Annotated in this window: 10 protein-coding genes; 5 read left to right on the top strand and 5 right to left on the bottom strand. The window is 70.4% G+C overall.

The genetic code is table 11. The annotated features are described in order from the left end of the window. Positions 1 to 33 precede the first annotated feature (33 nt). From AC1DVI_RS17345 to AC1DVI_RS17330, 4 genes are all read left to right on the top strand, one after another. On the top strand, positions 34 to 7491 hold the full coding sequence (locus tag AC1DVI_RS17345; RefSeq protein WP_476959018.1) for an Ig-like domain-containing protein: 7458 nt from the start codon (positions 34 to 36) through the stop codon (positions 7489 to 7491). An 81-nt stretch (positions 7492 to 7572) separates the two neighbouring features. Beyond that, positions 7573 to 8394, top strand: coding sequence for a RibD family protein (locus AC1DVI_RS17340; protein WP_476959017.1), 822 nt, complete (start codon positions 7573 to 7575; stop codon positions 8392 to 8394). A 5-nt stretch (positions 8395 to 8399) separates the two neighbouring features. Further along, positions 8400 to 8789, top strand: coding sequence for a hypothetical protein (locus AC1DVI_RS17335; RefSeq protein ID WP_476959016.1), 390 nt, complete (start codon positions 8400 to 8402; stop codon positions 8787 to 8789). Positions 8790 to 8932: 143 nt separating this feature from the next. Further along, positions 8933 to 9247, top strand: a complete 315-nt coding sequence (locus AC1DVI_RS17330; protein WP_149163626.1) for a hypothetical protein — start codon at positions 8933 to 8935, stop codon at positions 9245 to 9247. Positions 9248 to 9290: 43 nt separating this feature from the next. On the opposite strand, the gene AC1DVI_RS17325 is transcribed toward AC1DVI_RS17330, so the two are convergent. From AC1DVI_RS17325 to AC1DVI_RS17310, 4 genes are read right to left on the bottom strand one after another with little or no spacing between them, the layout of a single operon-like run. Continuing rightward, on the bottom strand, positions 9291 to 10121 hold the full coding sequence (locus tag AC1DVI_RS17325; RefSeq protein ID WP_476959015.1) for a quinoprotein dehydrogenase-associated SoxYZ-like carrier: 831 nt from the start codon (positions 10119 to 10121) through the stop codon (positions 9291 to 9293). A gap of 4 nt (positions 10122 to 10125) precedes the next feature. Continuing rightward, positions 10126 to 11106: a quinoprotein relay system zinc metallohydrolase 2 gene (locus AC1DVI_RS17320; RefSeq protein WP_476959014.1), complete on the bottom strand. Its 981-nt coding sequence runs from the start codon at positions 11104 to 11106 to the stop codon at positions 10126 to 10128. Between the two features lie 20 nt (positions 11107 to 11126). Beyond that, entirely contained in the window at positions 11127 to 12209 is a 1083-nt protein-coding gene (locus AC1DVI_RS17315; protein WP_476959013.1) for a hydantoinase/oxoprolinase family protein, read from the bottom strand. 18 nt (positions 12210 to 12227) lie between these two features. Further along, positions 12228 to 13217 carry an ATP-grasp domain-containing protein gene (locus tag AC1DVI_RS17310; protein ID WP_476959012.1) on the bottom strand — a complete coding sequence of 330 codons (990 nt, stop codon included), beginning with the start codon at positions 13215 to 13217 and terminating at the stop codon, positions 12228 to 12230. 34 nt (positions 13218 to 13251) lie between these two features. Here AC1DVI_RS17310 and AC1DVI_RS17305 point away from each other — a divergent pair, with 34 nt between their 5' ends. Then, a complete protein-coding gene (locus tag AC1DVI_RS17305) occupies positions 13252 to 13959 on the top strand; it encodes a HisA/HisF-related TIM barrel protein (RefSeq protein WP_476959011.1) in 708 nt (235 codons plus the stop codon). A 5-nt stretch (positions 13960 to 13964) separates the two neighbouring features. Here the strand turns inward: AC1DVI_RS17305 and fae are convergent, their stop codons facing one another. Beyond that, complete coding sequence (fae, locus tag AC1DVI_RS17300; RefSeq protein WP_162471583.1) at positions 13965 to 14492, bottom strand: formaldehyde-activating enzyme; 528 nt, start codon at positions 14490 to 14492, stop codon at positions 13965 to 13967. Between the last annotated feature and the right edge of the window lies 1 nt (position 14493).

Raw genomic sequence — 14493 nt, 5'->3', positions numbered from 1 at the left:
ACCATCGACACCGGTGTTTCCTCGCCGACCGGGTTGGCTTTGGCGACGGCATCGAACAGTGGCTCGACCGTGGACACGGTGACCAGCGTGACAGCTCCGGTGATCACCGGGACGGTGGGCGAGGCCGGCGTGGTCGTGCTGTACGAGGGTGCGACGGCCTTGGGCACGGTGACCGCTTCGGCGGTCGGGGCCTGGACGGTAACGGCGGCTTCGCTGAGCGACGGTGCCCACACGCTGAGCGCCACGGTGACCGACGCGGCGGGCAACAGCTCGGCCGCCTCGTCCGCGCTGACCGTGACCATCGACACCGGGGCGCCGTCTGTCGCCATTGCGCTGAGCAAGACGACCATTGGGGTGGGGGAGACAGCAACCGTCTCCTTCACCTTCAGCGAGGAGCCGGTTGGCTTCTCCCTCTCGGCCGTTGCCGTACAGAACGGAACGCTGTCGGACCTATCGGTCCTACCCGGCAGCGATGGGCTGGTCTATACGGCCACCCTGACCCCAACCGCGGAAACGGTGGCTTCCGACAGCCGGATCACCATCGCCACCGGCTGGAGCGACGCCGCCGGCAACACTCCGACGGGAGTGGCGACGTCGGCCGGCTATGCCATCGACACTCGGAATCCACCCAGCAATACGGCTCCTGTCATCGGTGGCGCCGTGGCCGTGCAAGCGGCCGACGACACCGCCAGCCGCCAGCCCTTCATCACCTTGACCGTCTCCGATAACGAGGTCGCCCAAGCCCAGACGGTCGTGGTGACGGTCCGCGACTCTGGCGGAACGGCCGGCGACGCCACCGGCGTCTTCACCACCGGCAGCCTCACCGCCAGCGGGTTTGCCAAGTCCGCCGCCGGCATCTACACCCTGAACGCCAGCTCCGCGGCGGCGGCCCAGGCCGCCCTGCGGCTGCTCGACTTCCAGCCGGTGGCCAACCGGGCCGCTCCGGGCTCGCAGGAGATCACGGCCTTCACCGTGACGGTCACCGACGCGGACGGCGCATCGGCGACGAACACCACGACCAGCGTCAATATCCTATCGGTCAACGACGCCCCGGTGCTGGCCCAGGCGCTCGGCACCAGCAACATGGACCAGGGGCAGGCCTTTTCCTACACGGTACTGGCGGGAGCCTTCACCGACGCCGACACCGGCGACAGCCTGACCTTCAGCGCGACCAGCGGCGACGGCTCGGCGCTGCCCGCCTGGCTCAGCTTCGATGCGGCCACCGGGCGCCTGTCCGGTACGCCGGGCAACGCCGACGTCGGCACCCGAACGGTGCGCGTCACCGCGACCGATTCCTCAGGCGCGACGGTTTCGGACCTGCTGACCATCACGGTCGCCAACGTCAACGATGCGCCCGTCGCGGCGAACGATGCGGGAGACACCGACCGGCTCACCCCGGTCGCGGTGGTTGCGGCAAGCGGCGTGCTCGCCAACGACACGGATCCCGACGTCGGCGACCGGCTGGCCGTCAGCGCGGTGAACGGCGACGCCGCCAACGTCGGCCGGGCGATCACGCTGGCCGGCGGCGGCCGGCTGACGCTGAACGCCGACGGCAGCTACAGCTTCGACCCGACGGGCGGCTACGGCACTCTGCCGTTCGGCCAGACCCGGCAGGAGACGGTCAGCTACACCGTCACCGACCAGGCCGGAGCGACCTCCACTGCGACGCTGACCATCACCGTGCGGGGCATCAACACCGCTCCGGCGGTGCAGGAGGCCAAGCACGTCGCCATCGACCAGAATTCCAGCCGCGTCGGCCTGTCCATCGACAAGCCGGTCGATCCGGAAGGCGATCCGCTGACCATCACGGTCACCGGTCTGCCAACGGTCGGGACGCTCCAGCGCTACGACGGCACGGCGCTCGCCGTCGGCGACACGCTGACGCCGGACCAACTCGCCGCGGTGATCTACACGCCGCCCTTCGGCGCCACCGGGGCTGCGGGGTCCTTCAGCTACGCCGTTTCGGACGGGACCAACCTGGTCGGCCGGGCGGTGACGATCAGTCTGACACCGGTGCAATGGCTGAGCCTCGCCCCGTCCAGCCTGTCGATCGCCGAGGGCAACAGCGGCCTTGCCAACCTGACCTACACCATCACCCGGCGCGGCGACACCTCGGGTGCCACCACGGTCAAATGGCAGGTGGACACGACCGGCTTGACCGGCAGCCTCGCCGACGCGGCCGATTTCGGCGGCACGCTGCCCAGCGGCACCGTCACCTTCGCCGCCGGCGAGACCAGCAAGACCATCACCGTGCCGGTCAGCGGCGACCGACAGATCGAAGGCAACGAGCAGTTCCGGGTCCTGCTCTTCTCCCCATCGACCACGGTGGCCGATGCCAAGATCACGGTGGAGACCGCGACGGCGACCGGCACCATCCTCAACGACGACCGTGCCGCCACGATCACCGCGGTGACCGGCCCGACCGCCGGCCGCTATCTGGCGGCGCGCGGCGACACGCTGGACTTTACCGTCGCCTTCAGCGACGCGGTCAGCGTCTCCGGCACCGGCGCGCCGCGGCTGGCGCTGACCATCGGGACCCAGACCCGCTACGCCACCTTCCTGCGCGTGGAGTCCGGCAAGTTGGTGTTCCGCTACGCCGTCGGTGCGGACGATCTGGACAACGACGGCATCGTGGTCGCCGGGACCATCGACCCGAACGGCGCGCAGATCCTTGACAGCGCCGGCAACGCCATCACCAACCTCGGCTTCGGAGCAGCGGCGCCGGTCACCGGCCATGTGCTGGTCAACGTCCGCGGCGGCCACGCCATCGACGGCTACATCGCCGGCGCCACGGTGTTCGCCGACGCCAACGCCAACGGCCAGCTCGACGCCGGCGAGGCGTTCGGGACCACCAACGCGGTGGGGAACTGGTCGATCCCCGGGGGGGGCGGCCCCATCGTCATGATCGGCGGCACCGACATCTCGACCAATCTGCCCTTCACCGGCGTCTATGAGGCTCCAAGCTCGGCGTCCGTCATCACGCCGCTGACCACCATCATCATGGGCATGGCGGGGCTTGCCGGAACGGACAGCGAGATCGCCGCGGCGGCGACCGAGCTGAAGAGCAAGCTCGGCCTCGACGCCGGGATCGATCTCCTCACCTACGACCCCATCGTCGCGGTGACCACGACCGGTGCGGGCGCCGCGGCCATCGCGACGGCGCTGAAGACGCAATCCGCCGCCGCCAGCGTCGCCAACATGATCGTCCAGGGCAGCGCCGTGCTCGCCGGGGTGGTGATCGGCACGCCGCGGGCCAGCGGCGTGATCGGGCGGGCGCTGGTGGGCGCCATCGCCGATGCGGTCAAGGCGGTGCCGGCGGGCGGCACGATCGACCTCGCCGATCCGGTGGTCATCGCCGCCATCCTGGCCGCCGCCGGGGGGCGCATCGGGGCCGTGGACAGCGTGAAGCTGACCGCGGTGACGAGCGGTGCCGCCAACGTCATCGCCGCGTCGAACGGCGCGGTGATCTCCGCCGGCACGACCAACAGCGGCGGCGTCGACGGGCTGACCCAGATGGCCCAGGCCCAGGTGGTGGCGCAGGGCACGGCGGCGGACGAGTTGCGCAACGGCACCGCCGTGGGCGACGTGTCGGGGGCCGTCACCGCCTTCACCGGCACGAACCTCCAGCAGCAGATCAGCGCGGCCCAGGTCGCCGTGGTCATCCCGTCGCGCCTCGCCATCGCAGCGACCGACGCCGACAAGCGCGAGGGGGACGGCACCAACCCGGGGGGCACCACCGCCTTCACCTTCACCGTTACCCGCTCCGGCAACACGGGCGGCGCGCTGACGGTGGCTTGGACGGTCGCGGCCGGCGACGGGGCGGGCGGCGCCACGCTCGACGCCGCCGATTTCGGCGGGACCCTGCCGTCGGGCACCGTCTCATTCGCCGACGGCGAGGCGACCAAGACCATCACCATCCTGGTGTCGGGCGACACGGACATCGAGCCGGACGAAACCTTCGCCGTCGCTTTGTCCAACCCGTCCGTCTCGGCGACGGCGATCGAGACCGCTTCGGCGTCGGGGACCATCCGCAACGAGGACCCGGTCGACCCGGTGCTGACCCTGCCCGGCGCTCAAACGGTGGTGGCCGGAACGGCCGCGGCCATCGCCGGCCTGTCGGTGATGGACGGCGACAGCGCCACGGTGACGGTGACCCTGACGCCCGGCAACGGCAGCCTCGGCCTCGCCGGCCCCGCCGCGGTCAGCACGGCCGGCGACGGCACCGTGACGGTCAGCGGCAGCGTGGCCGACGTCAACACGACGCTCGCCTCGCTGGTCTTCACCGGAGCCGGCGGACAGACGGCGGGCAGCATCGCGGTGACGGTGGCCGACGGCGATCCCTCGACGCCGGACGCCTCCGGCACGCTCGCCATCGCCATCCAGTCGCCGCCGGCCAACGTGCTGCCGAGCAGCCCGACCCTGGTCGCCGGCCGCTCGACCGAGGTGCTGGGGATGGAGATCACGGACGTCGACGGCGGCACGATGACCGTCGTGCTGACGCCGACCAACGGCGCCCTCACCCTGCCGCTCTACGGTTCGGCCACGACCAGCGACCTCGGCAACGGCAAGATCCGGCTCACCGGTTCGCTGGAGGACGTGAACCGCACGCTGCAGCAGCTTGAGTTCACCGCGTCGCGCAACGTCACCAGCGCGTCGATCCGCTTCGAATCCTCCGACGACCAGCCGCTGACGCCCGATGCCGACGGCCTGCTGGTCGTCGGTGTGCTGTCCTCGCCGGAGCACAGCGCGCCCGCCAGCCTGTCGGTGGTTTCCGGCGTGGTGACGGCGGTGACCGGCCTTTCGGTCAGCGATTACGACAGCCCGACTCTCCAGGTCACGCTGACCCCCACCAACGGCGCGCTGGCTCTGACGGCGCAGGGCGGGGTGACCCTGACCCAGCCCTCCGCCGGGGTCTGGCGCCTGCTCGGCACCCAGGCCGACATCACGGCAACGCTGGCCAGCCTGACCTTCACCGGAACGGCGGGTCAGACCTCCGGAACGATCCGGGTGACGACCAGCGACCTCGGTACCCTGACGACCGACGCCGAGGCGACCATCGCGGTGACCATCGCCGATCCGGCGACCCTGGTCGCCCCGACGCTCACCCTGCCGCAGCCGATCACCCTCGACCAGGGCCTCGACACGGCGCTGACGGGCATCCAGGTCACCGATCCGGACAGCCCGTCGATCACGGTGACGCTGACGCCGTCCCAGGCGATCCTGGAGGCAACCGCGGCGGGGCAGGCGAGTGTAGCGACGGCGGGCGACGGAACGGTGACCATCAGCGGGTCGGTCGCCGACGTGAACGCGACCCTGGCCGCCCTGCGGATCACCGGCGGCACCGCTGCCACGGCGACGGTCGCGGTGACGGTCAGCGACGGCCTCACCACGCCGGCCACCGGCACGCTGACGTTGCCGATGGTGGACGTCACCCCGCCCGGCAGCCCGACGATCACCGCGGTGAGCACCGACTCCGGCGGCACGCAGCCGGTGACCGTCACCAACCGCAACCGGCTGTTCGTGCGGGGCACGGCGGAAGCCGACAGCCGGGTCGTCCTGTCCGACGGTGGGACGGAGGTGGCGACGGTCACCGCCGATGCGCAAGGCGCCTGGGTCGCCGATCTCAGCGCGACGCCGCTCTCGGACGGCAGCCACGCCTTCACCGCACGGGCGACCGACGCGGCGGGCAACACCGGTCCGGCGTCCGGCGCCCTGTCGGTCGTCATCGACACCGTCGCCCCGACGGCACCGTCGGTGGCCTTCAACGACGCGTCCATCGACCAGGCCAAGCAGAGCAGCGTCGGCTTCGTCCTCTCCGGCGGGGAGAGCGGGGCGAACTTCCGTTGGACGCTGTCCTCCTCGGGCGGCGGCGGTGCGCTGACGGGGACCGGAACGCTCACCGGGGCGGGCGGTACGGTCGGTGGGATCGACGTGTCCGGCCTGCTCGACGGCACCTTGTCCCTGGCGGTCACGCTGACCGACGCGGCGAGCAACGTCTCGGCGGTCGGGACCGCGACCGCGGCGAAGGCGGCGGGAGTGGTGGTGGACGGCACACAGGTCCAGACGGCCGCGTCGCAGTCCAACGGACGGGCCGTCAGCACGGTGGTGGTCCAGGCGCCGGCCGCCAGCCGTGCGGAAGACCCCAGCAGCCCGAACGCCGGTCTGGCCGACGTGCCGCTGGTCCAGGAGACGGTGACCGACTCCACCACCGGGCAGCCGACGCTGGTGACCACGCTGCAGGTCGGCTTGCCGACCGGCGTGGGCGTGACGGCGAGCGGCCCGACGGCCCGTGAGGGGACGGCCCTGGCGCAGGCCGACCTGATCCAGGCGATCGAGGCGCGCACGACGGCGGGATCAGCGTCGCGCTCCGACCTCTCCAGCGGCGGGGTCCGCTTCCTGACCACGCTGGCGCAGCAGGCGTCCCTGCTGCTGCGCACCCTCGCCTTCAGCGCGTCCGGGACCCCCGGGGGAGCGGTCCGGGTCACCGGCGCCATGGCGGGCTCCGCCATGCCAACGGCTCTGGTCATCGACACGACCGGGGCCGCGGGACCGTTGACCATCCAGCTCGACACCGTGGCCTTCGCCGCGGTCGTCGGTTCGGCAACGCTGAGCGGGGGCGAGGGCAACCAGGTGGTGTATGGCGACGCCAACAGCCAGTCGATCATCCTCGGCCCCGGCGACGATCTCCTGTCGGGCGGCGGCGGCAACGACACGGTGGCCAGCACGCTCGGCAACGACACGCTGTATGGCGACGACGGCGACGACCTGATGCACGGAGGCGACGGCGACGACCTGATGGATGGCGGGGCCGACAACGACACGATGGGGGGCGGGACGGGCAGCGACACGATGGGGGGCGGGGCCGGCAACGACATCCTGATCGGTGAAGGCGGCAACGACGCTCTGTTCGGCGGCATGGGCAACGACACCCTCTTCGGCGGCGACGGAGACGACGCGCTGTTCGGCGAGGATGGCAAGGACATCCTGTCGCTGGGAATGGGCAATGACATCGCCAGCGGTGGCGATGGGGACGACACGCTGTTCGGCGAGGATGGAAACGACACGCTGTTTGGCGGCGCCGGCGACGACATCTTGTCCCTGGGGTCGGGCAACGACCTGGCCGATGGCGGGACGGGCAACGACACTCTGTTTGGTGAAGACGGCAGCGACACGCTGTTCGGCGGGGCCGGCGACGATGCGCTGGTCGGTGGGGCGGGGGATGATCTCCTGTTCCTCGACCAGGGGGCCGACACGGTGTGGGGTGGTGCCGGGGCGGACATCTTCGCCCTCGGTGGCGCGTCCGGCGGCTCGGTGGTGATGGATTTCACCGCGGGAACCGACCGGTTGGCGCTGTTTGATCCCTCGCTCGATCTCAAAAACGTGATCGCGTCGGCGAGGGTGGTGAACGGCAACACCGTGTTCGATCTGCGGCCGGGGGTGAGCGTCACCATCGTCGGGCAGACCGGCGATGCCGCCCGCTGGTTCACCTGACGGGGAGGGCGTCCGCGCCCCCCTCCTTCCGCGCCGTTGGCCACGCAAATGGCGGTGCTATCGTAGGGTATGGCTGCGCGCGTGCTGAGGCTTTTTCCGGGACCGCCCGAAGAGGTGGTGCTGACCGGGCTCTGTCTGGCCGACGCGCTCCATACCCTGGGCAGCGCATCGGCGCCGTTCGTCTATGCGAGCTTCGTCGGCAGCCTCGACGGGCGCATCGCGTTGCAGGATGGCGAAGCGAGCCGCCTTCCGGTCGAGATCACCAGCGAGAACGACTTCCGCCTGTTCCTCGAACTGCAGGCCCAGGCCGATTGCCTCGTCACGCACGGTGGCTATCTGCGCGACCTCGCGGCGGGTCGGCTGGACGACGTGCTGCAGATCGGGACGCGCGCCGTGGACCGCGACCTCGGGCGGTGGAGGCAGGAGAACGGCTTGTCCGCCCAACCCGCCGTCGTGATCGCCAGCGCCAGCCTCGATTTTCCGATTCCGCAGTCGGTCATCCGGGAAAAGCAGCGCGTTCTGATCGCAACCGGTCGGCAGGCCCCGCGCGATCGGGTCGACGCGTTGCGCGCGCGTGGCTTCCCGGTGATCGTGGCTGGAGACGGTGCATCGGTGGAGGGGGGGCCTCTGGTCCGGGAACTCGGCAACCTCGGCTTCCGCAGCGTGTATCTGCTGACCGGCCCCCGCATGCTGTCCACCATGCTGCGGGACGGGATGCTGTCTCGGCTCTATCTCACCATCGCGCACCGCGTGGTGGGAGGGGAGAGCTTTCACACCATGGCGACGGGGCCACGGTTGGAGGGCGCCGGCCGTCTGCGTCTGTCCTCGCTGTACTACGACGTCACGACGCCGGATGGCGCGGGGCAATGGTTCGCCCGGTTCGAGCCGCTGCGCCCGGCGTGAGGCCGGTGACCAAACTCAGCCGGTCCTTGATCGGTGGCCTTGTTGAAGCGAGCGAGCGGGCAGCGGCGACATGTATCGGCGCTGCCCGCAGGAAGGTCGGTGGTGGACATGATGAGGCACACGGCTTCGCCGTCACCACGCCATCAAAGCTGTGCGCAGGCGTAGGCGTTGATTTCGGTGCCGACGGCGATCACGCGGATTTTCGGTTTGCGCCAAGTCTTCATGATGCGCTCCCTCGGTTCCTGGTTGGATGGACAGGACCATCTGCGGCTCCAGTCCTCTTCAGAAAGCCTACCGGTCCAATCATGGTGCGGCCATCCTACGAATGGATAGCGGAACGGAAAATACGTATGGATTTTTTGTGGTCAATGAATGCCGAATTTATTCAATTCTGATGGTGATTGGGCGGTCGTTCCCGCGGCGATCTCCAAATGCGTGCTTGAGACCGAATGCTTGATCGCCCCACCATGAGGATGCGCTTCTTCGGACAGACCAGCATGGACCCGACCCGATGACGAGGAATGGTGTTCCGGTTGCGTTGATCGCATTCTTGATCGGCTGCGGTACGGCACAGGCCGAGGACGGCTATCCCACCTACGCCCGCGTCGATTACGTTCTCGGCTGCATGCTGTCGAATGGCCAGGGGCCGGACGTCGTGCGCAAATGCTCCTGCAGCATCGACGAGATCGCCGCGCATTTCCCCTACGACAGCTACGTGGCGGTGGAGACCGCGCGGGGCATGCAGGAGGCACCCGGAGAGCGCGCCGCGCTCATGCGCGATGTCGGGTGGATCAAGGATCTGCTGAACGAGTTCCGGCAAGCCCAGGTCGCCGCCGACCTGAAATGCTTCTGACCTGAAATGCTTCTAACTGGCCCGACGGCGGCGCAGGCGACTATTACGAACCGGAATTGGCGCGGATCGGCCAGCTCTCCTGGAACACCCTCCCGTTCGAATCCTCGGCGGTGACGTCCAGCGTTCCCTGCTCCTCCGGCACCAGGGAGAAATGGATGCTGGGGTCCTCGCTCAACGAAATGTCCGACTGCACGTCGAGCACCGGCGCCCCGTTGTAGCGGATGGCGACGGTTTTCACGTAATGGGCCGGGATGAAGTAATAGTTGAGCTGGTCGTACTGCATGCCGGTGTAGTTGGGGTGGCTGATCAGCAGCTGCGCGGTCAGTGGCTTTCCGGCGGTGATGCTGTCGGGCAGGTTCAGCTTCATCTTGCCCATGCGGGCGACGGCGAGCTGGGCGTTCTTCAGGGCCGGGGCGGAGCACCCCCCGGACGCCTTGACGAATTGCGTGGTGCGGAGCAGCCGCCCGTCGCCGGTCTCCGCGACGGCGGTGATGTTGGTGTAGGCGTTCACCCGCAGACGGGTATCGATCGCCTGCGGGCTGTCGCCGTGGGGGAAGCGGAAGGTCGCGGCCATCGGCACGGGGTTCTCATCGACGATGAGGTGGACCGCGGTCACCTGCACGCCGCTTCCCGGCGCCGTCACGATCCGGATGGGCACGACCGCCGCGTCGTTGGCCCGCTTCGGGGCCTCCAGGCTGAGGAGCGGCCCGGCATCCTCGACCGTGCGGCCCGCGAAATACATGTCGCGCAGCATGTCCCAGCGTTCCTCCTGCGGCGAGGCCGCCAGAGCGCCCACGCTGCTCAGGCACAGCCAAGCGGCGCCCGCCAGCGTGAAGCCCGACAGCGTGACGATGGTCCGGTGCGGTGTGGTCATGATGTCATTCCCATTCCAGTTCGGCGAAGACCGCCGTCACGTTGCGCGGGTTGTAGGACTCGAACAGGCGCCAGCGCGGCGCCTCGTCGGCGGCGACCGTTTCGACCGCCTGCTGAATCGTGCCGTGGGCGGCCTGGACCTTGCGGACACCCTCGACGACCCGGCTCAGGTAACGGCGCAGGTCGCCGGCCGCATCCGGCCAGGGGGCCGAGGGTGGGCCGTGTCCGGGAACGACGCGCGCCGCCGGTACCGCGGCCAGAGCGTCGAGGGTGCGCAGCCAGCCGAGGACCGACCCGTCGATGGCCGGCGCCCGCTCCATGAACAGCAGGTCCCCGGCCCACAATGTCTTCGTCTGCCGGTCGAGCACCGTCAGATCGTTGTCGGTGTGGGCCACCGGCCACGCGACGAGGTCGAGCACGCGCCCTCCCAGATCGAGTTCCAGGCGGTCGGAGACCACGAGGGTCGGCGGGATGATCCGGACCTCCGCGGCGGCGGCGGCACCGACCGCGGCGTCGAACGCCTGCCGGTAATGTTCCCCGCGCGCCGCCAGGGCCGCCTGGAGGTTGCCGTGGGCGACGAAATCGGGCTGGTCGGACAGGAAGGCTGCGTTTCCCAGAATGTGGTCCGGGTGCATGTGGGTGTTGACGACGTAGCGGATGGGCCGGTCGGTGTGGACGCGGATCGCCTCACGCAAACGATGTCCCATAACCGGCGAGCCGCCGCTGTCGATCACGGCGACGGCGTCGTCCCCGACGACGAACCCGCAGTTGGCGATGTCCCCGGCGTTGGCCGCGTCGGTTTCCTCGTGGCGGCCGGCGTGCACGAACACACCGGGGGCGACCTCGAACACGGGCAGGGGATCGGCCGGCGCCGGGGCCGCCCAGAGCAGCCAGACGAACAGCCAGACGCCGGCCAGCGCCGTGTGCGCGGACAGCCGAAGGGCGGTGAGCGCGGACGGCTGGAGGAACGTGGCCGCAGCAGCCATCGTCCGGTCCTGCATTGTGTTCAATCGCGCAAGTATGAAACCGCCCTGGCGGGGGCGGCAACCGGGCAAAGGTGTTTGTGCGGCGCACCGTCGAAGGCCAGCCAGCCGACGCTGACGGCGGGGGCGAACCATCCCGTGCGCTCCCGCAAGGTCGGCGCCACCGGCAGATGCGCCTCGAAGTCCCGGTAGGCCGACCCCCGGCGTTCGGCCAGACGCCGCACCAGGAACCGGCCAACCCCGGCGCCGACGAGCGGCGGGGCGTCCGCCGTCAGGCCCCGCGACAGCACCTGATCGAGCGCGTCCTCGATCCGGCGGAGCTGGCGTTCCGCGAGATGGCCGGCGAGGCGGCGGGCCTGCGGGAGGCCGTCCGGCTCCAGGTCGTCGCCGACCATCCGCAGCAGGCGCCGCGCGCTGGCAGCGACGCTCTGGTCGCGTCCGTCCGCCGTCGGGTGCTGGTCGGCGCCCTCCGGCAGTGTCCCGGTCAGGCGGTGAACGTCGGCCATGGTCGCGAACAGCTCCGCCATCAGCGCGCGCTGGCTTCCGCCATAGGGAACGGTGCGGGCGACCGCCATGACCGGGGTGCGCGCGACGCCCGTGTAGACCAGCTCGCCGCTGTCCAGCCGCTCGGCGTCGGAATAGCCGGCATGGAGCGGACCGCCGCCGACGAGCGGGACGATGTCGGTCGTGGTGCTTCCGACATCCAGCAGGACGCCGTCTCCGCCCGCCGCGGCCACCAATGCGGTGGCGTACCAGTTGGCGGAGGCCACCGCCTCCGCGCAGTCGGGCACGGCATCGACCAGCACCAGCCCGCGGGGGCCGGCGAAGACGCGGAGCGTCGCGGCGGGCAGGGCGGACCGCATCGTGGCGGCGATGCGGCGCACGCCGTCCGCACGGTCGTCGAACAGGTCCGCCAACTCCCCGGTCATCGTCGCGGCGACCCGTTGCGGTTGGCCCCAACGGGCAACCACCGCCGCGACGGCCTGCTCCAAGCGGTCGAGGCCCAGCCAGAGCGGGCAGGGCCACTGGTCGAGGTCGCGGAGCATCCCCGTTTCGTCGAACAGGGCGGCCTTCAGATGCGCTCCGCCGATATCCAATCCGATCAACGCGCCGCCATCCATGGCTCACCCCTCAAGCGTCAATAGGACCGGTTCGATGCGCGTCACCGGCTGCGGCGGGACCGGCGGGTCACGCGCCAGATCCAGCACCGCGGCGGCGACGTTCAACCCCGTTGCGCGCCGCAACCCCACATAGGAGGTGGTGAGGCGCGGGTTGACCTCGATGATCGTCGGCCCGTCGGTACCGATGATGACATCGACGCCCACGCACCCGAATAGGCCGGGCAGCGCCGCCGCAACGCCCTGCGCGAGGTCCGAGAGGTCGGGGGACCAAGCCATCCCGCCGACAATCCCCCCGCCGTAGGAAAAGCGGCAGCCGGACAGCGAAACGTTCTGGCGGTTGGCGGAAAGCGGCCAGGCTCGGCCATCGCGGCAGAGCATCGACAGGCTGGCCGGCGTGCCGGGCTGGAAGGGCTGCGCCACGAAGCCGCTCCGATCCGCCTCGGCCAGCCAGCCCTGCCAGTCGGCATGGTCGCGGATCAGCCGCGTGTCGATGCATCCGGCCCCGTCGTCGGGCTTGACGACCCAGGGGCCGCCGCCCGGCGGGGCGTCCACACCGACCTGCCAGACCGGGACGACGGGCAGCCCGGCCGCCGCCAGCACGGCCGTGGTTGCCGCCTTGCTGGACGTGACGGCCACCGCGTCGGTGCGGCTGTTGAGCAGGCGGCGTCCGCCGGCTTCGACCATGCGGCTGAAACGCTCCAGCGCGCCGTCCGTCTCGGGAGCGATCGGCCAGACGGCGTCGGCCTGCCGGGCGAGGTCCTCCCAAAGCGACCAGGACTCGCGCGGGTCGGTGATGGTTATGCTGCGCATGGGGGAGGCGAGCGGCAGAAGGCGGGCGTCGCGGGTGACCGTCACCGCCACCTCCGGCACCTCCAGCAGGTCGGCCAGCAGGGCGTGGAGCATCAGATCGCCCTCGCGGGCGAGGCTGGCGGGGATGGCGGCGTCCGGCGGCATGCCGCCGCCGGTCACGAACTCGACAACCAGGATGCGCATGCCGTCCGTCACCATGCAGCCGAGGGAGTGGGCAATGTTCCACGTCGTTCCGGTGATCGACCTGAGGGACGGCGGCGTGGTGCACGCCCGTCGCGGCGACCGGGGCCGCTACCCGCCGCTGCGCTCGTCGCTCTGTGACGGCAACGACCCGGTGGCGGTGGTCGGCGGCCTGCTCCGCCGGCATCCCTTCCGCGTCGTCTACGCCGCCGACCTCGACGCCATCCAAGGCACCGGCGACAACCGGCCGGCGCTGGCGCGGTTGAAGGCCGCCTTCCCCGACGTCGGATTTTGGGTCGATGCCGGGTTCCGCGACGCCGACGCGGTGCGCGGCTTCGTCGCGTCGGGGCTCGGTGACGCGGTGATCGGCAGCGAAAGCCTGGAGGGGCTGGCGCCGCTGGCCGCGCTGACGGCCGATCCGGCCTGGGAACGGGTGATCCTCTCGCTCGACTTCCGCGACCGCTTCGTCGGGCCGCTGGACCTGCCGGACCGTCCCGACCTGTGGCCGCAGCGGATCATCGCCATGACCCTGGCCCGCGTCGGCTCGGGCGAGGGGCCGGACTGGAGTCGCCTCGCCGAGATCGGCCGGGCCAAGCCGCAGGCCAGCCTGTTCGCCGCCGGCGGTGTGCGCAACGGTGACGACCTCCGTGACCTTGCAGCCCGCGGCAGCGCCGGCGCCCTGGTGGCGACGGCGCTGCACGACGGTCGTATCGGCGGTGCGGAACTGGCGGCCCTGTCCCGATAAGCCGGTCACGCGGCGAAGGGGTGCTTCACCTTGTCCTTCTGGCTCATGAGATCCTGCGCGCTCGGGAAGCTGGCGACCGCGCGTTCGATGGCCTCCTTGGTGGCGCGGTAGTTGTAGTCCTGGATCTTGGCGTTGTCCTTGGCCTCCCAGTGGATGAAGACGCCGACGCAGATGAAGATGTTGTCGATCTCGTCCTGCGGGATGGTGCCTTCCGACACGCAGTCGGCCACGGCCTTGGCGACGGCGTGCTGGGCGGGGCCGAACATCTGCACCGCCTGTTCCGCACCCTTGATGGTGACCTTGTTGAACAGGATGGTCGCCGGCTTGCACATCAGGTTGGGTGCGACGACGGCGAGGAGGGCGGTAAAGCCGTCCTTGTTGTTGGTCAGCGCGTTGCAGAAGGCCGTTTCCACGGCGCTGCCGCGCGGTCCCATGATCAGGTCGATGTGGGCGACCTCGTTCCCATCACCGACCAGCGATTCACCGACGAGCACGCGGTTGATCTTCGTGGACTGTCCTCCCCACATCGGCATG

The sequence above is a fragment of the Azospirillum sp. P4_B5 genome (assembly GCF_056402275.1).
Note: the sequence above shows the minus strand (reverse complement) of the source record. Positions and strands in the feature narration are given on the sequence as shown.

What these genes read in the sequence shown, in the direction of transcription:
- AC1DVI_RS17325 (WP_476959015.1), bottom strand. Translation starts at nt 10,121, where the DNA reads ATGACCACACCGCACCGGACCATCGTCACGCTGTCGGGCTTCACGCTG.
- AC1DVI_RS17320 (WP_476959014.1), bottom strand. Translation starts at nt 11,106, where the DNA reads ATGGCTGCTGCGGCCACGTTCCTCCAGCCGTCCGCGCTCACCGCCCTT.
- AC1DVI_RS17310 (WP_476959012.1), bottom strand. Translation starts at nt 13,217, where the DNA reads ATGCGCATCCTGGTTGTCGAGTTCGTGACCGGCGGCGGCATGCCGCCG.
- AC1DVI_RS17305 (WP_476959011.1), top strand. Translation starts at nt 13,252, where the DNA reads ATGTTCCACGTCGTTCCGGTGATCGACCTGAGGGACGGCGGCGTGGTG.
- fae (WP_162471583.1), bottom strand. Translation starts at nt 14,492, where the DNA reads ATGCCGATGTGGGGAGGACAGTCCACGAAGATCAACCGCGTGCTCGTC.